This is a genomic window from Chitinophaga sp. XS-30 (genome assembly GCF_008086345.1).
GTDB lineage: Bacteria > Bacteroidota > Bacteroidia > Chitinophagales > Chitinophagaceae > Chitinophaga.
Window position 1 is genome coordinate 5,711,276 of record NZ_CP043006.1, and the last position, 19,859, is coordinate 5,731,134.

The window sequence follows — 19,859 nt, forward strand, 5'->3', positions numbered from 1 at the left end:
ATCTGCCTTTTGATGCACCACCCCAAATAAAAAACGGTATAAACCGGCTATTGCATAACGTTCAACTCTCCTATCCCTACCCGGTTGCCGGCTACCCGCGATGTGATATCCAGCCGGAAATACCGGGCCTGTACAGGCGCGATAAAATTGATCCCTTTCAGGTCAGGGTCTGCTGCGTTGGATGCAGCATCCGGACCAGTCCCTTCCGGGGTTTTAGGCAAGCCCGCCCTCAGGGCTTCTTCAGGAATCTGAACAGCTCGCTGTCGGTCGTCAAAATGATGCTTGTATTGCTGTCCAGCGATCTTTCCAGCGTTTCCATGGATTTGACAAAGCTGTATAACTCCCTGGCCTGGGGGCTTTTGTTATAGGCGGCAGCATAGATAGCCGTAGCCTGCGCATCCGCTTTTCCCCTGATCACCTGGCCTTCTTTAATGGCAGAAGACTGGATCTCCGCCAGGTCCCGCTCCTTGTCGCCCCGGATCTTCAGCGCTTCTCCCTGACCTTCCGACTTGAATTGCTCGGCAATCCTGTTCCTTTCACTGATCATTCTGTCGTACACCCGCTTCCTCACCTCTTCTACATAGTTCACCCTTCTGAACCGGAAATCAAGGATCTTGATCCCGAGATCGGATGTTCTTTCGTTTATTTTTCTCAGGATCAGGGCTTCGATTTTATCCCGGCCCACAGAAATGGAATCGAGGTTCTCCAGTTGCTCCAGAAATGCTTCACCTATTTCCGGTTTCCGGTTGGTGGACCGCACCAGATCAAGCAGTTCGTTTGATGCCACAGCATTCCGGGTTTCGCCATCAATGATATCATCAAGCCGTGACAGGGCCGATCTTTCATCGTTAAGCCGGATAAAGAATTGCAGGGAATTGGTGATCTGCCATCTTGCATAGGTATCCACATAAATGAATTTCTTATCCTTCGTAGGCACCTGGTTCGGATCACCGTCCCAGGCAAGGTAGCGTTTATCAAAAAACTTTACCTTCTGGATGATGGGCAGTTTAAAATTCACACCGGGTGTAACACGCGGTTTCCCTACAGGTTTCCCGAACTGTGTAACGATGGCCTGTTCCGTTTCATCAAGAATGAATACGGAACCGGAAATGGAAATTAACGCGATCAATATGAGAATACCTGATATAATTAGTTTCGTTCGTGTCATGTTGATGATTTAACTGGATGCAATTATTGTGATACGAGTGCTTTCTTTCCGCCGAGATTAAGCAATGGCAATACATTGTTCCCCTTTTCGTCAACGATTACCTTGTTCCCGATCTTCGGAAGCAGTCTTTCCATCGTTTCCAGGTAGATCCTCTTTTTGGTGACTTCCGGCGCCTTGATATATTCGGTGTACAAGGCATCAAACCTGGATGCATCGCCGGTAGCGCCATTTACCCTGCTCAAAGCGTAAGCTTCGGCCAATTGTATCGTTTCCCTTGCTTCACCTCTGGCCCTTGGTATCACGCTGTTATATTCAGATTCCGCTTTGTTGATCAGCGTTTCCCGCTCCTGCTGTGCCTGGTTTACGCCGTTGAATGATGGTTTGACCAAAGCCGGCGGATTCACATCCTGCAGTACAACCTGGTCGATACGGATGCCGTTCTGATATTCGTCACATAGTTCCTGCAGCAATACTTCCGTATTGGTCGCCACTTCCTGCCGCCCAACCGTCAGTACTTCATTAACGGTACGGTCCCCTACGGTTTTACGCATGGCTGATTCGGACATATCTCTCAACGAGCGTTCCGGGTCTTTCACTTTGAAAAGATATTGGAAAGAATTGACGATCCGGTATTGAACCACCCATTCCACATCGGCCATATTGAGATCACCGCTGAGCATGGAAGCCTCAATACTGAAGTCCGCATTCGAATACTCAGAGGAACGGTTGATACCCGTGGTACGGAAACCAAACTCATGTTTCAGCTGCCTTTGCACTGGAATCTTGAACATTTTCTCAATACCGAATGGAGCAATGAAACTCAGTCCCGGACTGACGGTACGACTATATTGCCCGAGATTGAGCACAACGCCTTCTTCTTCCGGACCAACGGTACGGACGGAAGTGAGTATAAGGACCAGTGCAAATACTCCGATGACTATTTTTTTCCAGTGTTTCTTTAATAGATAAGTATAATATGCAATTTGTTCTTCGAGGTCTGCCATAAGTAATGATTTAGGGAATGAAGGAGCCGTCAGGCAAGGTGATCCGCTGAAGGTACGAATGTTTTTCAGAATAGCCCGGAGTTTGGAAGATTCTTTCGAAGGACAGCGAACAAACCGTGCGATGGATGGGAAATATCCCGGGCACAGAGGCAACTGTTCGTTGCTGTTAATGAACAAGTGATGAAAGCCATCCGAAGGGTGTATTGGCTAGAATTGTCCTTTGGCTGTGTCCGCAGGCCGGGGAACGGTGGTATCCGCGGGTATGGTTTGTGTGCTGTCGATGGCAGTGCGGGTGGTATCCCTTGTTTTGCCGGTCAGCATACTGTCTGCCTGCATGGGTGTGATCCGTTCATTCGGGGCGGCGCGATCTTTTTCACTGGTGAGCATGCCCATCTTCTCCATCTCTCTCCGCTCTTTTCTGCTGAAGAGGTTTTGCGGGTTCTTCTGCCTGCGCAACCCGTCTTCAAAGCGATGCTCAGCACCTATCCTCGGGGGCTGATACGGGCGTTCCTTCCGGTGGAATGCGCTTCTGACAGTAGCACAGCTGTACATCAGCAATGCGCAAGATACAACAGCTGTTATCTGAACGAAAAAACGCATGGATGCCTGTTTATGAAATGATAATGACGCTACAGGTTTAACGCAGGGTGATGGGGTTTATTGTCTGACAGCTGTTTACTATCGGATGCTGATCAGACTTTTGAATGTTTCTTTCAATAACTTTGCAACGACAAAACAGCAATCATATGAATGGCCAGTATAGAAAAGACATTTATCCCGGGCTGGAGGTGGCTATTATCCTGAAAAAAGATCAGCGAAGCGGCAAATTGACGTACGGCATCGTGAAAGATCTCCTGACCTCAGCGGCCTATCATTCAAGAGGGATAAAAGTGCGGCTGGAAGACGGACAGGTAGGCCGTGTTGCGGAGACCGATGTTGTTGATCCGGATGGTGAATAGCGATAGCTATATCGTTATAATGATTTTCCCTTTCATACGCCCTGTTCCAAAATACCGGAATGCATCCGGCGCCTCATGCAAGGGATAACATCTGTCGATAACCGGCAAGAGTCTGCCTTCTTCAAAAAGCCGGTTAAGCAGCTCCAGGTCATTTCTGTCCGGCCGGTATCCCATTATGCCCAGCTTCCTGTTCCCGAACCTGGAGAGCAGCGGCCCGAAAAGCATCAGCTGCAGCAACAGCCCTCCCATTGAACCGCCTATCATGGAAAAAGTGCCGCCGGGTTTCAGCGCCCGTTTGTAATCGGCTATTTTCCGGTGCGCAATGACATCCAATACAAGGTCGTATTGACGGCCGTTGCGGGTATAATCTTCCTTTGTATAATCGATCAGATGATCGGCGCCGAGCGAGCGCAGCAGATCGAATTTTTCAGCAAGGTCCACGCAGGTGACTTCAGCGCCGCATAACTTTGCGTACTGTAAGGCGATGGTGCCCACACCGCCCCCCGCGCCATTGATCAATATCTTTTGTCCGGATTGTACCGCACCGCCATACCGAAGCCCCTGCAAAGCAAGCAGGCCGGCCTGGGGCAGGGAAGCAGCCTGTTCAAAGGTCATTGCCGGCGATTTTAGGGCCAGCAGCTTCTGTGGAACAGCGGCATACTCCGCAAAACCGCCAAACCCGTTTCCCGCGATATCTCCGAACACCTCATCACCGGGCTGGAATTGGGTCACATTACGGCCAACAGCTTCCACCCTGCCGGCGATATCGGCCCCCAGTATCTTGTGCCGCGGTTTCAGCAGGCCGCCGATCAGCCGCACCAGGAAATGCTTTCCCAGCAGCTGGTCCCGGTCCCAGGAGTTTATAGATGCGGCATGGACTTTTACGAGGACTTCATCGTCTTTTACAGCCGGTTTTTCCACTGATGTTAACTGAAGGACGTCGGGAGAACCGTAATTGGTGTAAACAATTGCTTTCATAGAAGGAGATATAATTGACGAACAGGCACAAGTTATAACAAAAGAAAGAATTGGTGTGCGGTATCAGGCCCCGAAATGAAAAGAGGGCGTATCGGACATGATACACCCTCTTTAGCTGTAGGAGCAGGATTCGAACCTGCACGAGGCGGTTAGCCCTGGCACAAAAAAGTAAATGGTTAGCTCATTATGCCCTGGTTTATCCCGTGATCCTCACCCCCGAGACGAGAGGGCATGTCTGCCAGTTCCATCATCCCACAATGTTCTTATCAAAACAGTGATGCAAACCTACAAACTAAAAATCAAAATTTGAATATTATTCAACATAATTGCCTAAAAATTATACAATAATCAATAAATGCGCTAAAAATAACTATTATAATCATTGAAACGGCCAAAATCAGTATAAAATTAGAAATCAACTAACCTATAGATTTAATCGGAGAAACATAATTGCCACCAAACAGCACCGGAACTACGGTCAGGCACAAACGCCATCCGTCCACCGAACCCCGGCAGGAAGGCAGGCCATTACCTGACAACCGCCGCACCGGCCCTGCCCCTGCAATCAATATTCTCCCCTTATAGCCCCTTTCCGGCGGCCTTGTTGTCCTTTATGTGATCGAACCCGGCGTCATTGGCTACTCTTTATCAAACCCAAAAACACCAGAATCATGAAAATCAACAAGTTCCTGAGCAGTTACGCACTGATCCTATGTACCCTGCTCTACTCCTGTTACAAGGACACCCCGGCCGCATCGGCCGGAGAGCCCGCAGCAGCCGACGCACTCTCCGTTGTACCGCCCGCTTCCAGCTATTCCGTGCCACTGGCCGGTAACGGTTACGTCACCACCCTGGCTCCCGGCGGACCGGAAGTGATCACCGCCAACGGGCTGGGTAACTGGACCAACTCAGGCAGCATCACCAGTGTGTATTTCAGGCTGGCGCTCACCGGTACGCTCAATGTGTCCGTCCGCGTGAAAGTGCCCTCGGGCACCAGCAACATCCGCGTTACAGTGAATGGCACTGCTTTTACCAAGACCATCACCGGCAACAGCTACACCACCTATTCCATCGGTTCCGTGAATATTTCAGCGGCGGGATATGTGAAGGTAGATCTGCAGGGGATCAGCCGTACGGGCGGTTACTTCGGCGATGTGTCAGACATTATCATCAGCGGCGCCGCCACAGCGAACAATGTGACCTATGCCAATGATGCCGCCAATTATTACTGGAGCCGCCGCGGCCCCTCCGTGCATATGAGCTACACCATTCCTTCCGGCAATACCGCCGAATGGTTCTATAATGAAATGACCGTGCCTGCGGGAGAAGACAAGATCGGTTCCTACTTCATGAGCAACGGTTTTTCCGGCGGCTATTTCGGGATACAGGTCAACAGCGCTACCGAAAGAAGAATACTGTTCTCCGTATGGGACCCGAAGACCGGTACCACGACCCTCGTGCGGAAAGGGCCTGGCGTGGTAGACAATACCTTCGGCGGGGAAGGCACCGGCGGGCAAAGCTACCTGCTTTTCAACTGGCAAACCGGCACCACGTACCGTTTCCTCACACAGATCAAACCGGACGGCACCGGCGCCACCCTCTATTCCTCCTGGATCTACACACCTGAAAACAGCTCCTGGCGCTTCCTGGCCACCTGGAAGCGGCCCAACACCGTATCCTACTACACCGGAGCGCACTCTTTCCTGGAAAACTTCCTCGATACAAGGGGATACCTTGGCCGCAAAGTGCGGTATAACAATCAATGGATCCGCAACACCAGCGGCACCTGGATAGAGTTGGTGAATGGCCGTTTCACTACAGACGCCACCGGCACGAACGACCAGCGCCGCGATTATGCCGGCGGTCTCGAATCCGGCAGTTTCTACCTGCAGAACGGCGGCTTCTTTGCCAACTATACAGCCTATGGCAGCACCTTCACCAGGACCGCCACCGGCATACCGCCTTCGGTGAATCTGAGCACATTGCCTTAACCCGCCCGGACGCCGGTGAAGTCTGAAAGGCCGCCTCAAAAACAATTTTGGGGCGGCTTTTCATTTGGAACGAACTATTTTGCCAGCATCACTCCACAACAGGCTCCTGAAAAAAACCTTCCACCCGCTGCCTGGTGAACTCAGGCAAATCACTGTTCACAATCTTCCATCGCTTCACTTTCATCTCTGCAAACCATTTGTCCATTATTTTGCGAATAATATCCTCGTCATTCCTGTGCTTCCCGGAAGGCGAAACCTCCAGCACCAGCACCTCAAGTGCCTGAAGGTCCGACCGTTTGCAGATCAGGCCAAAATCAAGCTTTTCCATTCGTTCCTCCCACCTGCTATCATTTCTCAATCCATATTTCCCGAACAGGTCCGGCAAAATATAGGCGTACCGGTTACCGTCATTGTCTTTTGAATCAGCATGGTAAATATATCCATCTGTGATAACCACCAGTATATTCCGGTAGCCGGAGTCGGGATCAACAGCAATCTCCTTTACATCATTCTTAAAGAACCGCCAGATATCCGATCCGGGCCAGATAGCCTGCTTTATTGTTGTGCCGTAAATGGAAAAGGCGGGCATGCGGGTATTGTTATAAATAGCACGCCTGCGGAAAAATCCGTAAAAACTTGTCAAAATGTAATCTATGCATTACATTTGGTAATGAAAACATTACATTTATGAAAGACAATTCTTTCCCCTACTCCTATTGGACGAAAATACTGGGGGTACTGATCATTATTGCCGGTATAATCAGTTTCGTCCTGCAATACCATAAAAAGGAAATTTACGACTTCAACGAATTAGCGGTAGGGCTGAGCTGGGGCCTGGTTTTTATATTCTTTTCCCGGGAGAAGACCGATGATGAGATGATCCGCAGCCTGAAGTTCAAAGCGCTGGCGATGGCGGTGATCGTGGCATTTTCCCTCACCCATCTTTATAATTACGTCTTTCTCAACTGGCGGTTAAAACGGGCGCATGACATCATTCTCTCTATTTCCGCGTACCAGTTCCTGGCATTGACATTGGTGATCGCTACGGGTTATTTCTATTACCTGAAGCATCAGGCAACTTTAAATGAGAAGGAATGAAGAATTCGATAAAGGTGGAGCGGGCAAGGCAAGATTTAACCCAGGCGGAACTGGCCGAAAAAGTGAAAGTGGCCCGGCAAACTATTATTGCGATTGAAGCAGGCAGGTTTGTTCCGTCAACGGTATTGGCGTTTAAAATAGCCAGTGTGCTGAATTGCAGAATTGATGAGATATTTGCGCTTGAGGAGCAGGATTGGTTGTGAGCGGTTGAAGGCAGGGGTGTTTCGAAACGAAATTAGCAGCACAGATAACCCCGCCGTCTATATTTCTTTTAATCGTCTTTCTTTTGATCGTCCACATAAATGGCCGATATTCTTTTATAAACCATGCAAATTTAACATGAAATATTAAACTTGCATGGTTACACAACGTATTATTCTGCATTTTTAAACGCTTCACAACTGGCCAAAAACCTTGAAGTGTCTTTACCGGACAACATAGCTAATTAATCATTGTTCGAAAAAGATACGGTTAGCCCAACAGTAGTAAAACCGTTTAAAAATTCGTATCATGTACCCATGAAATACATGGTTAAATGGGTGTGCTGCCTATGCACCCTCTATAGCAGCCTCAGCGCCCAAAGCATCAAGCCCGTAATCCCGGGCGATTTTGCGGACCCTTCCATCATCAGGAAAGGCGATCGATATTTTGCTGTTGGCACCTCCTCCGAATGGGCTCCTCATTTTCCGATTTTTACATCCGCCGACCTGAAGAACTGGAAACAAACCGGCTATCTGTTCAGCAAGGCGCCGGAATGGGCCTCAACATCTTTCTGGGCGCCAGAGTATTTTTATCATAACGATACGTACTTCATTTATTATACCGCGCGCCGCAAAACAGATAATGTATCCTGCATTGGCGTTGCTACATCCCGGCATCCCGATAAGGACTTTACGGACCATGGGATCATCATAGAACATGGCAAGGAAGCGATCGATGCCTTTGTTTTTAATGATAACGGGCAGTTGTACATCACCTGGAAAGCCTATGGGCTGGATAAAAGGCCGATAGAACTGCTGGGGAGCAAGCTGTCGGCCAACGGCCTCAGGCTGGAGGGCGCTCCCTTCTCACTGATGAAAGATAGTACCGGTATGGGAATAGAAGGCCAAAGCATCCTTAAAAAAGACGACTACTACTATCTTTTCTATTCCGCCGGTAATTGCTGCGGAAGGGAATGCAATTACAATGTGCGGATAGCCAGGTCTTCCTCCATACAGGGGCCGTATGTGAACTATGCCGGCAATCCGGCTCTCGGGGAAAACAAAACATGGAAATGCTCCGGCCATGGCACTTTTGTTACAGCGCCGGATGGTGCCTGCTATTACCTGTACCATGCTTATAACAAGTCTTCTACCGTATTTACCGGCCGTCAGGGTATGTTGGCCCGATTAACATGGCCCGGTACAAACACCTGGCCGGTATTCCGGGAATTGTCAGGAGACGCGTATTCCGCCAATATTAAAGATGATTTCAAAGAAAAAGTTCCGGCAAATCACTGGCAATGGGATTTCCGGAATTCCACGCCTGTTGTGCGGCAATCGAAAGGCAAGCTGTACCTGTCAGGCAGCATTCATCCCGGCAACATAACGGGTATGGTACTAACCGTTCGCCCCGCATCGCAGCATTATACAATGGAGGCAACTGTAGTGAATAAAAACGATGCTTTGAAAGGCCTGGCAATATATGGCGACGCCAATGCGGCGATAGGGGTAGGCGTGTCAGGCGGGAATGTGGAATACTGGATAGTAAAGGACAACAAACGTACCCTGCTGGCATCGTTGCCCATAAGCAAAAAAGGAGCCGTGGAACTGAGAATGGAAGTGAGCGATCAGGTAGTCGCTTCCTTCAGGCAGGGGGCCGGGTGGCAGGTATTGACGCCAGCTACACCTGTGTCTATTGATTTTCTGCCTCCGTGGGACAGAAGCCCCAGGATGGGCCTTCACTTCAATGGCGCTGCCGGCGAAGAGGCCGTATTCAGCAGGTTTCAAGTCGTTTACCCGTAGCTATTCATGGAAATAACGCAAAATCCGCATTTTTCATTATCTTCTATTTGAAAATCAACCATCATGAAACAGATAACGCTCCTGCTCTGCGGCCTGCTCTTATGCAGCACCGCGGTTTTTGCCCAAACAGGCACCCAACCCCAACTCTATCATCCGGATGCAGATGCCCGGGCAGACATCCAGGCCGCAGTAAAGAAAGCTTCTGCTGCCGGCAAGCATGTATTCCTGCAAATGGGAGGGAATTGGTGCGGTTGGTGCATCGCCTTCGATAAACTGGTTAAATCCAACGATACGTTAAGGAACTACCTGGAACAAAACTATGAAGTCGTGCATGTGAACTACAGCCAGGAAAACAAAAACGAAGCTGTTTTTGCATCACTTGGGCATCCGGAGCGTTTCGGCTTCCCCGTATTTGTGATCCTTGATGGCAAGGGAGAGCGGATCCATACCCAGAACTCAGCGTACCTGGAGGAGGGAAAGGGCCATAGCAGCAAAGCGGTGTTGCAGTTCTTCAAGCATTGGTCTCCCGCTGCCTTGAAGCCGCCGGCCGCTAAATGAGAAGTCAGTTGCCTGATGCGACGGTACTAAAAGATCACCACCTTCCTGACCACCCGGAACCCGGCGCCCGAAAAGCGCCCTTATTTTTGCAAAGCCTGCTTGCGTATGCGGCTCAGTGTTTCCTTAGTAATACCCAGGTATGACGCGATGATATGCTGGGGGAAACGTTGCAGGAAATCGGGATGGCAATCAACAAAATCACTATACCGTCCTTCGGCAGTAGCACTGATCGAGGAAGTTATCCTCCTTTGGTTCGCAATATTGTTCCGCTCGTCAAGCAACCGTGTCATCTCACTGAAGGCGGGGAGTTCATGCTGCAGTCTAACGGCATCCTCCCTTGATATGAGCAGCAGTTCACTGTCTTCCCAGGCATCGATACAATAAGCTGTCGGTGAGAGCATCACCCAGCTTTCACGATCGCCCACCCACCAGTTCTCTATCCCGAGGTGCACGACATGTTCTACTCCCTTGTCATCGACCTTGTATTGCCGCATGGCCCCCTTCACAATGAATGCAAAATGCTTGCATACTTCTCCTTCCTTCAAAAAATATTGCCTCCTTCTTATTTTCATCGGAGAGAAGGCATTTTTAAGCAATTCAAGCTCGCTTTCTGAAACCGGTGACGAAGTATGCTCATTTAAATATTTAAATAATGTTTCATGCATCTTGCTGAATAATTGACAAGGTCCGGTATAAAGTTAATTTTTTTTACGGTCCCCTCAGGTAGTCCGACCGGATTAATCGCAGTCCTTCAGCATTCTCCCGGAAACCACCGCTCCGGTACGTTAACATTTATCAACGCTTTTTTTTATCATTTGTCATCGTTTTCAGCATCTGCTTTCCTGCAATTTTGCGCTTATTAATCATTCAAAATTCAACCCGATGTCAAAGAAACCCAAAACAGGGCTTGAGGGCCTGCTTCGCCCGGAAGATAGTATCCTGGTGCTGATCGATCATCAGCCCTATCAGTTCACCAACCTTAACAGCCATGAACCCACGATGATCATCAACAATGTTATCGGTCTTGCCAAAACGGCAAAGCTGTTCAAGGTGCCGACAATTCTTACCACCGTAATTGAAGAAAGAGGGGGTTATATTATTAAAGGACTGCAGGATGTTTTTCCTGAACAGAAACCGATCAACCGCACGTTTATCAACACCTGGGAAGATGCCAATGTTACGGACATCGTGAAGAAAAGCGGCCGAAAGCAACTTGTCCTCGCTGCGCTTTACACAGAGATATGTCTTGCCATGCCCGCAATCCAGGCGCTCGGTGAGGGTTATGAGGTATTCATCGTTACCGATGCTTCGGGCGGTGTTACTGCGGAAGCGCATGATATGGCTGTTCGCCGTATGGTTCAGGCCGGAGCAGTTCCAATCAACTGGATGGCCGTGCTCGGCGAATGGCAACGCGACTGGGCACGCGAAGAAACGACTGCCGGCGTTGGTGAAATTGTGCTCGAGCATGGCGGTGCAAGTGCCGTCGCTCTTGCATGGGAACTTCAACTTCTTGCTACGCCTCCTCCAACTGCTTCGACAGGACATTGATAAACCTTACTTTGTGATCTCATCAAATACCAGGCACATGAAAAAGAAAACCAGTTTTTCCACAAAAGGGCAAAGGGCCGATATCGGCGACATGATTATTTACCGCATCCTGGCAAACAGGTATGCGGACGCAGTCGGTCCTTTTGTATTCCTGGACCATATTGCACCCAAAATTCAACACGCCATAAATACCGGCGGCACAGGTCCGCATCCACACAGGGGCATAGCCACGCTAAGCTATATCATCAATGGTGAAGACGAACATTTTGACAGTGCCGGCAACCATGCCAAGGTACATTCCGGTGGCGTGCAGTGGATGAAAGCGGGTAACGGGATCATTCACGACGAAACATTGAATTACGATTCGAAAACGGATAGCAAGCTGACCCATGCCTTCCAGTTCTGGATAAACCTTCCGGCAAAGATAAAGGCCGAGAAGCCCGAATATCTGGCCATTGAAGGAAAAGATGTGCCACGTAAAACATTGAACGGACAAAGCGGCTGGATAAAGGTCATTGCAGGGGACTATGAAGACCTGCGTTCTCCAATCCCCAATTACTCCGGGCAATTTCTATATCATATCCATCTGGAAGCGGGGGCCGCTTTTTCCATAGATATAGCGGATAAGACAGAGGTAGCCGCTTTTTTGCCTACCCAGGCTGCCACCCTTAACGATGCGGTATTTGAAGCCGGCGAATTTGTAGAGTTTGACAGAAATGCCGGGGAGATAGAGATCAGCAACAGCTTGCAGGAGGCAGTAGATGTGATCCTGTTTGGAGGAGAGCCTTATACAGAACCTATTATTGCAGAGGGGCCTTTTGTGATGAACAGCCACCTTGAAATTGCCGATGCCTATCGGGACTTTCATGCGGGGAAATATGGGAAAATAATTTATCCGGGCAATGAAGCACCTTAGATGAAATATAAAAAGCAGGATCGCGGGCGATGTTACCTTATTAACAATCACAACTTTGTCTATTGTACAATGACGGTGCTCCCGGCTTTATCACCCTTGGGCAAGACCACATCTATAATACGTTCATTCAACTTTAATTGCAGTGAGCTTAATTTTTGAGTTGGGTCTGCTACCGCTATGGCAGCAGCATCTGCACCATTCGCTTTGACCATTACAATGCAAGGCGCTGTAGCCGCCAGTGTCAGCTTGTCATTGATCTTTACAGATCCTGCTTTGTAAAAAACAATGCCTGTTCTTTGCAGGTCACTTTGTTGCACGGCCAGAAGTTCTGCGGTATTTGCAAGGATTTTCACAGGCGTTTTTTTACTATACGCGGCTGCAGACCCGGCATCTATTGCAGGAACTACAATCCATGCATAGCCGGCATTTTGTGGTTGTACGCCATGATCCAGCCAAAGGGCAAATACATTCTTCCGCACAGTTTCCGTTGTAGCCGATGCCTGGTGGTTGATCTGCCGCCAGTTACCGATCGCCTCCCTGTTGATGATGTTGAGGCTGGCAGGTTGTGGGAAGATATATGCTACGCTGTCGTGGTAGACCCAGGACACGCCCGGCAGTTTGTGGTCACCTGTTTTCAATGTACTGCTTTTGTTATTCGCCCCTACGATCACCTGCTTGTTCAACAAACATTGATTCATGGTTGTGAACACAGGCAGAGCAGTGTCTGCATGGATACCTGCACCCAGGCACACTATTTCATTATCAAAGAAGAACCATGATTTACGTGCTTTGAGCGGATCATGCACACTGGCAAAATCAAACGCCGCCACACCATATACACCATCGCTTACACCACCGGCGAAATCCGTCAGTCCTTTTTTAGCCAGCTGCTTCCAATGCGGCACATCTTCCTTTTGGAGGATGGTAGTGCCAGGGATCTTCTGCCAGTCCCATACGGGGAAGATGTTGAAATACTCCTGTCCAGTCCGTGAAATGAAAAGGGAGCCATCGCCGTAGTGATGGTTCCTGATCCCTTCTTCGTTGTGCGGTTGTTCCATATTATTGGCACGTGCAGAGTGCATCCGTACAGATGCGAAGTAATCGGGACGCTGATGGCTATAATAATGCGAGTACCAGAAATAGCGGTCGCGTGTGCGGTTATATTTCATTTCCCCCTTGCGGACACGGAGGATAGTATTCAGCTCTTCAGACCGGTAGCTGGTAGCGGTCAGCAGGTTTTGCGGCAGGCTGATGTCTGCATTTCCTAGTGCATTTCGCCGGCTGATATCCCGGTTCATAGCGCCGGGGTCACGATATGTAGCATAGATGAGCGACTGGCAAATGCCATCCAGGTAATAATCAACGATCAGTTTCATCGCTGCTTCGGGAAAAGAGAACTGCGTACCCTGGATCCTTGCAGCCCAATAGGCAAAAGAACCGGCAAAGTTGCTGCCATAGGTAAGGATGGAGGTCACATTATCTGTACGATGGTGAAAGCTCAGATCGGGTTTGATCCCTCTGTCCGTAGTGATCTTGACTTCTGCGGCCATTACCCTGATGACCCGTTGCAGGGTATCCCGATTGTTGGTGAATAATGCCTGTTTTCCCAACATGCCGGCAATCGGCATAAGATCGCCACCTGGACGGGCGCCAAAGGTTTCGAGGTTTGCCCTGCGGGCGATCTTCAATCCTTCCACCCGTTGCTTCGCCGTGAGGCTGCTGTCCATTACCAGTAAAGTATTGATCATCAGGTTTGGTGTACCCATTTCATTCCACCACCAGTTGTCACCCCTGAAATCATTTGCCAGCCAGAAATCAAGCGCTGCCGAGAACGTCTTTTTTACGGCAGGGTCTCCAAAGAACGGAGAGCCGGGCTTTTTATAAGCCCTGGCCAGCGATAGCATGTTCTCCAGATGGTCTTTATGTTGAAAGCCTGTGCGGGAAACATCTTTGTAGTTGATACCCGGCCAGGAGCCATCAGGCTGAACGGTTTTTACCAGTTGTGTGATGGCGGTCTGGTTTACGGAAGGTTCCAGCAGATCGCCCACCACCCGTTTTTTGATGACGGTTATATCTTGGGCCAGGCTGGTGGAGATAGATACCAATACGAGTAGCGCCATTGCGAATAAAGAAATGAGTCTTTGATGCATGTAACGTGGAATTATGTCATCCAAAATACTATTTCTTTATCTAAGGAGCAATGGTTTGGGGAGGGTGATCGATGTGTTATTACCCAATCGGGGTTCCTGCATTGTCATTCATCGATTAGCCGTGCTTACTTTCATAGGTCAAATGTTGCCCTTACCAACAATTCAACGATATCCTTCTTATCATCCATAAATTTATTGCTGAGGAATAATCCCCCCAAACCTGTAGCAGGATTAAAAAAAAGATAAGCGCTTACACCTGGATCATCACCATCAAGTCCGATAGTTCCGTTGCTATATAAATTCCAAAAAACACCTTTGTTCCTGTTCTTAAAATTGAGACCTTCAGGCGCATCGGCTTCGGTAAACATTGGAGAAAACATCTGTTTAAATGACGCATTGCTTAATAAGGATACGTCGCCGTTATACCCTTTTATTACTGCCATCAGATATTTGCTCAAATCATTACAGGAAGTTCTCAATCCACCATCAGGGTAAGTCAACAAGGAATATAAAGGAAAATCTTTATCCCGGTTGTAATATAACCGTGCATGACTTTTAAGTTGTGCAGCATCTATAAACCAGCCGGAGTTATTCATTTTGAGCGGCTCAAGTATATATTGCGTAGTGAATTTATCGTAGGAGGTACCTGATTTAATTTCTATCAGATGAGCGGCCAATGCAGACCCCAGGTTGCTATAAGCATACGTTTTTCCCGCTTTATCAGGACTGAAATTTTTTCTGCTGTAGTATTTTCCCTCTTTGCAGAGGTAATTGTAAAAAAAATCTTTCATGTTGGCGTCTTTAATTTTTTCCTGATAGCCTTTTGTACCTATCCATCCCATCAACTCCTTGTCATACGACCTCAAGGCAGGGTAAAATTTATAGCTATTGGGATAAATGCTATCATTATCAATAATGCCCGATGTATGATTTGTCAGTTCCCTTATGGTTATAATATCGTCTGGGTGGTTCGGGTTAATAACTTTAAACGGCAGGATGTCATTAATATTTGTTTCCAGCGTAAAATACTCAAGTTCAATTGCCTTCATTATAGCAATGCCGATGAGGCTTTTGCTGACCGATCCAATATTCTGAATGGTATTTGCATTGTATGGTATACCATTTTTGATATCAGCAAACCCAAAGTTTTTTTGGTAAACAATGCCATTAGCATTCACCAGTGCTACTGATAGTCCGTATAAGCTATCCCGGATAAATGCACTATTCAGTTCTGCAGTAAGGGTATCGAGCTTACTTTGCGCGATACATGTATTAAATGTAAGTTGCAAGCCAAGACAAATAATAAGCATATTGCCAAATGCTTTTTTTACAAGATGTGCCATTGAAAACAATTAATAGTTGCAAAACTAAACCAATTCAACCCGTTAAAATTGTAAAAAAGCGAACGGGCAATCAGTCATTGAATGGCAAGATATAGTCTTCTACTTCAAATTTTCCCGGCAAACTATCCATAATACCAGTGTATATCTTGATGAAATGCGATTGGTCAAAATAACCGAATTCCAGGGCGAGTTGCGTTAAAGAAAACTTGTTGTTTTGACGCTTTAATGCATCTACAACATTGCGTAACCGCAAAATAGAATACATTTCTTTTGGTGAGAGTCCTATGGCAAGGCTGAATTTTTTCTCGATATACCTTTTTGAGTAGCCGGCATCAGCAGCTATATCAGAAATCTTTAAAGGTGTTGCTGGTAAGCTAGCCGTAAATGCACTGATAACATTTCTTATAAAGCAAGAGTCGTTCGTTTCATAAAGATAATTCTCCAATTCACAATAGATCCTTTGGATCAGTAAATGCTCATCTGAACTATCTATACTGCTAAAAGCTTTATGCAGTTTTTTATTTACAAGGTCAAGTTCTGCAAATTTGTCCGTCAACTCATGTAGAGGAAGTTTGGTAATCAATGTTGGCGCCCAGGGGCTTAGTTGCGCCATAATAGCTTTGGAACGGGGCCTGACCGTAATTTTCAGACGTTTGGTTATCTGGCCAACAAGGTATATACCACTTTTAATATTTGTAGCGCTATTCCCTCTTTCTAAAATCAATCCTTCCCCATCAATAAAAGCAAGCGTGAAACAACCGTTAGGCAACGCATATCTTGCATCGCTGTATAAAACGCCGTTTGAGTGATCAAGTATCCAAAATTTATGGATGTAATTCTTAATCCTGTCTGGCGTTGTTATTTCCTTGTAGTTAAACATTGCATCTTGGTGGGCTGATCAAAACAAACAGCGCGTGTACTGTACGGATCCGTAATAAATGAAACGGCAGCTACAATGTACATGAAAAAACTTAAAACGATTCATTGGACAAAAGAAGTTGCCTGCCATGTAACTTAGGATCAAGCTGAAAAGCGGGAAATTATCCAATATCGCTGCGTTGCCTTTATACGCCATTGACAATCATCAACTTCCCTATCTGGTTTTCTTCAAAAAGTGTTATATTTATATATTAACAAATACCGTATCCAATGGCAAAACAAACCTCCTTCTTTACCTTCACGGGTAAGGCCGGCAATATGATCGGCTATTACCGGGACGGTAAACACTACTTCCGCAGCATGCCGGAAACCGTCCGGCAGACGACTGCCACCCGCCGTGCCGCGCAGCGCTTCGGCGCCGCCAGCAGCAAAGGCCGCCTGATCCGCAGCGCATTCGCCAGTGAACTGGATGTTCGCTGCGATGGCGGGCATATCAACCGCCTCAACAAGACCATCATCAAAGGCGGTATCGGCAACACCGGCGCCATCGCAGGCTTTCGCTTCAACCAGCACACGGGAACAGACCGTTTCTTTACCGTAGCACCAACGTTCTCTGAGGACGGGATACTGCATATTCCTCCGCAAGCGCTGCCGCAGTTCAGGGGCATCGCCACGCTGGAGGTAAAAGTGATCGCCACCCGTATTCATTTCGGGGAACGCCGGGTAACGGGTACGGAAACCGCTATGATCGTGCTGGATACCCGCGAAGCATTTGCAGGCGCGGCGCTGAACGTGGATGTGCCCGGCAAGGGAACGCTGATGATAACTCTGCAGGTAAGAGGCATGTGCAGCAGCAGGGCTTCTTTTAACCGGAAATACCTCGCCGCCGATATTATTTCCGTGCAGGAGCCGCAGACCAGGCAGGTCTTCCACAAACCCGGATACCAGCAAGCGGGGATATTACAGCAGCGGCAGGCAGTATCAGCACATCAGCAGAAAATGGCGGCAGCCTTCGCATACACTTCCCCAACCCCGCTAGTCATCCAGCGGGAATAGGCCATTCCCCGCCAGAGGATACATTTGTTAAGCAACCCATCCATTGAACGTCAGACCCTCCCACACTATATTTCCAGTCAATTTTCCCGCAAGCGCCAGTCCTTGTGGAGCATTTGCTATTGCCCATATATTCCCCTCACCGAACTTTTTCAAACCCGCACCAGCTTCAGACCATCTCCGCATCATGTCCACGTACCCTTGGGTTATCCTTCGCTTTTCAGTCACGGAACCAAGGATGAGCAGTTCACCGCAAGGCAGCGGTCGGATACTGATCATGGCATGAGCAGCTGCTACCCCCGGAATAAGGTGCAGTAACAAACTGGTGTCCCAGGAACTTGACTTGATCCGTAACATACTTCCTTTAAAGGCTTTCAGGCCACTACCTGACGTTTTTCTATGCCGCATGTATAAAACAGTATCTTTGGTTATTACAATGGTCTACAATCCAATAATTTTAAAAGGAGGAACAAAATGAACATTGCAAAATCTTCAAACAATACACCGGTAATTACTACCATTATCGAGGCTTCTATTGAGGATGTATGGAAAGCGCTTCGTGAAAGAGAAAAACTTGCCCGTTGGTTTGGATGGAATTATTCCGGCCTGGAGGCTGAAATAAATGAAATTTTCTTCACAAATGTTCGGGAAGAAGGCGTGTCCGATGCGACCCGGCGCAGACTTTCAGTGAATGGTGGCGATACTTTCATTCTAACCGCTCAGGACGATAAGACAGCACTACAACTGGTCCGCCGGCCACTAGACGGTACCCCGGAAGATAACTATTACGAAACGATTACAGAGGGATGGATTTCCTTTATTGAGCATTTACGTTTCATGCTCGAACACCAGCCGATCAGCACGCGCAGGACGATCGTTGCCCACAGAAAACTGGAAAGAGATGCTACCTGGAGAGCACTTGGCCTGCCAGATGCCCGTCAGGGACAATCTTTTGCAGGTTCACTTGAAGGACATGAACTTTCCGGATCTGTGCAATTCGTTACGCCGCAGCAAATCGGCTTGCTTATCAAAAACTGGGGGCCAGGACTACTTATTATCCAGTTTGGCGAAAATATGCAGCTTCTTACCATCTACACATCTGATACTGAATTTTTTAATAGTCTCAGCAATGAGTGGAAGTCTTAGACTTTAGCAGACAAAGTCAATAGATGACCAAAATTTGAAAAGGCTACCAAGCGGCTACCTGAAAGCCTTTTAGAATTTGTAGCGAGATCGGGAGTTGAACCCGAGACCTTTGGGTTATGAATCCAACGCTCTAACCACCTGAGCTACCTCGCCATTATTTCCAAATTGGGAGTGCAAAGATACAGGCTAAAACAATAAAAGTCAAACCTTCCGGGGAAAAAAGTTTTACGCCTCCCCTACTGTACCCGAGACCGCCCACCAGCCTCACTTGCATCCAAGCCCGCCAGATTCTCAAAGCCCCAAAGGCCCTAAAACCATTTTCCCATGCCTCCCCACCTGCGCAGGCACTCCAAAGCCCACACACCCGCAAAAACTCTCTTCTCCCCACCATCCCACCTGCCCAACGGCTCCGCCCCATTAGCAAGCCCCAAAAAACCTCAAACCCTTAGCAAGCCATAAAACCCAAAATACCATACCACCCCATTCCCAAGCCCACACAAGCCACACAGCCCGCAAACCCCTGTCCCGGCACCCGTTCCGCCCCATCCCCCAAGCCACAAGCCCTACTGCCCATAAAGCACCTCCAAACCTCGTATCTCTCGCCCCCCCAAATTATCAAGAAAAGGTAATATTTGTTTCGTACGAAAAGTTTCCTACCTTAGCATCATGAAGAAGATCACCAGAGAAAATAACCCGGAACCAACAAAATCGGAACTGGAAATATTACAGGTGCTTTGGCAACACGGCCCCTCCACCGTCAGAGCTGTCAACGACATCCTCAATGAACAAAAACGGGAAGTCCAGTACACCTCCACCCTCAAACTCATGCAGATCATGGTGGAAAAAGGACTGCTTAACCGTGACGAAAGCCGGATGAAACATATCTACAGCTCCGCTGTGGAAGAACATTCCACCAAAGGTCATCTGCTGGACAGGTTCGTGGATACCATGTACAACGGCTCCGCCAGCAGCCTCATGATGCAGCTGCTCGGCAACAAAAAGACCTCCAAAAAGGAACTGGACGCCATCCGGGAACTACTGAAAAAAATGGATAAATAACTATAA

At 48.1% G+C, this 19,859-nt stretch carries 21 protein-coding genes and 1 tRNA gene; 11 read left to right on the plus strand and 11 right to left on the minus strand.

Annotated elements, in window-relative coordinates; translation table 11 throughout:
* Positions 1–47: 47 nt before the first annotated feature.
* The 4 genes from FW415_RS22945 to FW415_RS22960 form a co-directional block, all read right to left on the minus strand.
* Complete coding sequence (locus FW415_RS22945; RefSeq protein WP_148389439.1) at positions 48–221, minus strand: discoidin domain-containing protein; 174 nt, start codon at positions 219–221, stop codon at positions 48–50.
* A gap of 8 nt (positions 222–229) precedes the next feature.
* Positions 230–1,168, minus strand: coding sequence for a protease modulator HflC (gene hflC, locus FW415_RS22950; RefSeq protein WP_148389440.1), 939 nt, complete (start codon positions 1,166–1,168; stop codon positions 230–232).
* 23 nt (positions 1,169–1,191) lie between these two features.
* Entirely contained in the window at positions 1,192–2,172 is a 981-nt protein-coding gene (hflK, locus tag FW415_RS22955) for an FtsH protease activity modulator HflK (RefSeq protein ID WP_148389441.1), read from the minus strand.
* A gap of 207 nt (positions 2,173–2,379) precedes the next feature.
* On the minus strand, positions 2,380–2,772 hold the full coding sequence (locus FW415_RS22960) for a hypothetical protein (RefSeq protein ID WP_148389442.1): 393 nt from the start codon (positions 2,770–2,772) through the stop codon (positions 2,380–2,382).
* A gap of 146 nt (positions 2,773–2,918) precedes the next feature.
* Between FW415_RS22960 and FW415_RS22965 the strand changes: the two genes are divergently transcribed.
* Positions 2,919–3,131, plus strand: a complete 213-nt coding sequence (locus tag FW415_RS22965) for a YwbE family protein (protein WP_148389443.1) — start codon at positions 2,919–2,921, stop codon at positions 3,129–3,131.
* Between the two features lie 6 nt (positions 3,132–3,137).
* On the opposite strand, the gene FW415_RS22970 is transcribed toward FW415_RS22965, so the two are convergent.
* Positions 3,138–4,109, minus strand: a complete 972-nt coding sequence (locus FW415_RS22970) for an NAD(P)-dependent alcohol dehydrogenase (RefSeq protein ID WP_148389444.1) — start codon at positions 4,107–4,109, stop codon at positions 3,138–3,140.
* Between the two features lie 671 nt (positions 4,110–4,780).
* Between FW415_RS22970 and FW415_RS22975 the strand changes: the two genes are divergently transcribed.
* Positions 4,781–6,100, plus strand: a complete 1,320-nt coding sequence (locus tag FW415_RS22975; RefSeq protein WP_148389445.1) for a DUF3472 domain-containing protein — start codon at positions 4,781–4,783, stop codon at positions 6,098–6,100.
* Between the two features lie 88 nt (positions 6,101–6,188).
* Here the strand turns inward: FW415_RS22975 and FW415_RS22980 are convergent, their stop codons facing one another.
* Positions 6,189–6,689 carry a hypothetical protein gene (locus FW415_RS22980; protein ID WP_148389446.1) on the minus strand — a complete coding sequence of 167 codons (501 nt, stop codon included), beginning with the start codon at positions 6,687–6,689 and terminating at the stop codon, positions 6,189–6,191.
* 98 nt (positions 6,690–6,787) lie between these two features.
* Between FW415_RS22980 and FW415_RS22985 the strand changes: the two genes are divergently transcribed.
* The 4 genes from FW415_RS22985 to FW415_RS23000 all read left to right on the plus strand — a co-directional run bounded on the left by FW415_RS22985 (position 6,788) and on the right by FW415_RS23000 (position 9,759).
* Positions 6,788–7,198: a hypothetical protein gene (locus FW415_RS22985; protein WP_148389447.1), complete on the plus strand. Its 411-nt coding sequence runs from the start codon at positions 6,788–6,790 to the stop codon at positions 7,196–7,198.
* Positions 7,195–7,401, plus strand: a complete 207-nt coding sequence (locus tag FW415_RS22990) for a helix-turn-helix transcriptional regulator (RefSeq protein ID WP_148389448.1) — start codon at positions 7,195–7,197, stop codon at positions 7,399–7,401. Before FW415_RS22985 ends, FW415_RS22990 begins: the two co-directional genes overlap by 4 nt.
* Before the next feature lie 315 nt (positions 7,402–7,716).
* The gene (locus FW415_RS22995; RefSeq protein ID WP_148389449.1) at positions 7,717–9,201 is read left to right on the plus strand and encodes a glycoside hydrolase family 43 protein; all 1,485 of its coding nucleotides are present in this window, start codon (positions 7,717–7,719) and stop codon (positions 9,199–9,201) included.
* Positions 9,202–9,264: 63 nt separating this feature from the next.
* On the plus strand, positions 9,265–9,759 hold the full coding sequence (locus FW415_RS23000) for a thioredoxin family protein (protein WP_148389450.1): 495 nt from the start codon (positions 9,265–9,267) through the stop codon (positions 9,757–9,759).
* Between the two features lie 80 nt (positions 9,760–9,839).
* Here the strand turns inward: FW415_RS23000 and FW415_RS23005 are convergent, their stop codons facing one another.
* Entirely contained in the window at positions 9,840–10,331 is a 492-nt protein-coding gene (locus FW415_RS23005) for a Crp/Fnr family transcriptional regulator (protein WP_210420778.1), read from the minus strand.
* A 310-nt stretch (positions 10,332–10,641) separates the two neighbouring features.
* On the opposite strand from FW415_RS23005, the gene FW415_RS23010 reads away from it, so the two are divergent.
* Positions 10,642–11,307, plus strand: coding sequence for a hydrolase (locus FW415_RS23010; RefSeq protein ID WP_148389452.1), 666 nt, complete (start codon positions 10,642–10,644; stop codon positions 11,305–11,307).
* A gap of 37 nt (positions 11,308–11,344) precedes the next feature.
* Positions 11,345–12,223 carry a pirin family protein gene (locus FW415_RS23015; RefSeq protein WP_148389453.1) on the plus strand — a complete coding sequence of 293 codons (879 nt, stop codon included), beginning with the start codon at positions 11,345–11,347 and terminating at the stop codon, positions 12,221–12,223.
* 59 nt (positions 12,224–12,282) lie between these two features.
* Here the strand turns inward: FW415_RS23015 and FW415_RS23020 are convergent, their stop codons facing one another.
* The 3 genes from FW415_RS23020 to FW415_RS23030 all read right to left on the minus strand — a co-directional run bounded on the left by FW415_RS23020 (position 12,283) and on the right by FW415_RS23030 (position 16,596).
* Positions 12,283–14,373, minus strand: a complete 2,091-nt coding sequence (locus tag FW415_RS23020; protein ID WP_148389454.1) for a polysaccharide lyase family 8 super-sandwich domain-containing protein — start codon at positions 14,371–14,373, stop codon at positions 12,283–12,285.
* Between the two features lie 131 nt (positions 14,374–14,504).
* On the minus strand, positions 14,505–15,716 hold the full coding sequence (locus tag FW415_RS23025; protein ID WP_148389455.1) for a serine hydrolase: 1,212 nt from the start codon (positions 15,714–15,716) through the stop codon (positions 14,505–14,507).
* A 70-nt stretch (positions 15,717–15,786) separates the two neighbouring features.
* Entirely contained in the window at positions 15,787–16,596 is an 810-nt protein-coding gene (locus FW415_RS23030; RefSeq protein WP_148389456.1) for a helix-turn-helix transcriptional regulator, read from the minus strand.
* 269 nt (positions 16,597–16,865) lie between these two features.
* On the opposite strand from FW415_RS23030, the gene FW415_RS23035 reads away from it, so the two are divergent.
* Positions 16,866–17,651 (plus strand): hypothetical protein, encoded by a 786-nt coding sequence (locus FW415_RS23035; RefSeq protein ID WP_148389457.1) that lies wholly within the window; start codon positions 16,866–16,868, stop codon positions 17,649–17,651.
* 471 nt (positions 17,652–18,122) lie between these two features.
* A complete protein-coding gene (locus FW415_RS23040) occupies positions 18,123–18,794 on the plus strand; it encodes an SRPBCC domain-containing protein (protein ID WP_148389458.1) in 672 nt (223 codons plus the stop codon).
* A gap of 79 nt (positions 18,795–18,873) precedes the next feature.
* Here FW415_RS23040 and FW415_RS23045 read toward each other — a convergent pair.
* Positions 18,874–18,947, minus strand: a tRNA-Met gene (locus FW415_RS23045).
* A 513-nt stretch (positions 18,948–19,460) separates the two neighbouring features.
* Here FW415_RS23045 and FW415_RS23050 point away from each other — a divergent pair.
* Positions 19,461–19,853 (plus strand): BlaI/MecI/CopY family transcriptional regulator, encoded by a 393-nt coding sequence (locus tag FW415_RS23050; protein ID WP_148389459.1) that lies wholly within the window; start codon positions 19,461–19,463, stop codon positions 19,851–19,853.
* Positions 19,854–19,859 lie beyond the last annotated feature (6 nt).

Excerpts from the sequence above, each read along its gene's own strand:
- hflC (WP_148389440.1), bottom strand. The coding sequence starts at position 1,168 with ATGACACGAACGAAACTAATTATATCAGGTATTCTCATATTGATCGCG.
- hflK (WP_148389441.1), bottom strand. The coding sequence starts at position 2,172 with ATGGCAGACCTCGAAGAACAAATTGCATATTATACTTATCTATTAAAG.
- FW415_RS22960 (WP_148389442.1), bottom strand. The coding sequence starts at position 2,772 with ATGCGTTTTTTCGTTCAGATAACAGCTGTTGTATCTTGCGCATTGCTG.
- FW415_RS22965 (WP_148389443.1), top strand. The coding sequence starts at position 2,919 with ATGAATGGCCAGTATAGAAAAGACATTTATCCCGGGCTGGAGGTGGCT.
- FW415_RS22970 (WP_148389444.1), bottom strand. The coding sequence starts at position 4,109 with ATGAAAGCAATTGTTTACACCAATTACGGTTCTCCCGACGTCCTTCAG.
- FW415_RS22975 (WP_148389445.1), top strand. The coding sequence starts at position 4,781 with ATGAAAATCAACAAGTTCCTGAGCAGTTACGCACTGATCCTATGTACC.
- FW415_RS22980 (WP_148389446.1), bottom strand. The coding sequence starts at position 6,689 with ATGCCCGCCTTTTCCATTTACGGCACAACAATAAAGCAGGCTATCTGG.
- FW415_RS22985 (WP_148389447.1), top strand. The coding sequence starts at position 6,788 with ATGAAAGACAATTCTTTCCCCTACTCCTATTGGACGAAAATACTGGGG.
- FW415_RS22990 (WP_148389448.1), top strand. The coding sequence starts at position 7,195 with ATGAAGAATTCGATAAAGGTGGAGCGGGCAAGGCAAGATTTAACCCAG.
- FW415_RS22995 (WP_148389449.1), top strand. The coding sequence starts at position 7,717 with ATGAAATACATGGTTAAATGGGTGTGCTGCCTATGCACCCTCTATAGC.
- FW415_RS23000 (WP_148389450.1), top strand. The coding sequence starts at position 9,265 with ATGAAACAGATAACGCTCCTGCTCTGCGGCCTGCTCTTATGCAGCACC.
- FW415_RS23005 (WP_210420778.1), bottom strand. The coding sequence starts at position 10,331 with ATGAAAATAAGAAGGAGGCAATATTTTTTGAAGGAAGGAGAAGTATGC.
- FW415_RS23010 (WP_148389452.1), top strand. The coding sequence starts at position 10,642 with ATGTCAAAGAAACCCAAAACAGGGCTTGAGGGCCTGCTTCGCCCGGAA.
- FW415_RS23015 (WP_148389453.1), top strand. The coding sequence starts at position 11,345 with ATGAAAAAGAAAACCAGTTTTTCCACAAAAGGGCAAAGGGCCGATATC.
- FW415_RS23020 (WP_148389454.1), bottom strand. The coding sequence starts at position 14,373 with ATGCATCAAAGACTCATTTCTTTATTCGCAATGGCGCTACTCGTATTG.
- FW415_RS23025 (WP_148389455.1), bottom strand. The coding sequence starts at position 15,716 with ATGGCACATCTTGTAAAAAAAGCATTTGGCAATATGCTTATTATTTGT.
- FW415_RS23030 (WP_148389456.1), bottom strand. The coding sequence starts at position 16,596 with ATGTTTAACTACAAGGAAATAACAACGCCAGACAGGATTAAGAATTAC.
- FW415_RS23035 (WP_148389457.1), top strand. The coding sequence starts at position 16,866 with ATGGCAAAACAAACCTCCTTCTTTACCTTCACGGGTAAGGCCGGCAAT.
- FW415_RS23040 (WP_148389458.1), top strand. The coding sequence starts at position 18,123 with ATGAACATTGCAAAATCTTCAAACAATACACCGGTAATTACTACCATT.
- FW415_RS23050 (WP_148389459.1), top strand. The coding sequence starts at position 19,461 with ATGAAGAAGATCACCAGAGAAAATAACCCGGAACCAACAAAATCGGAA.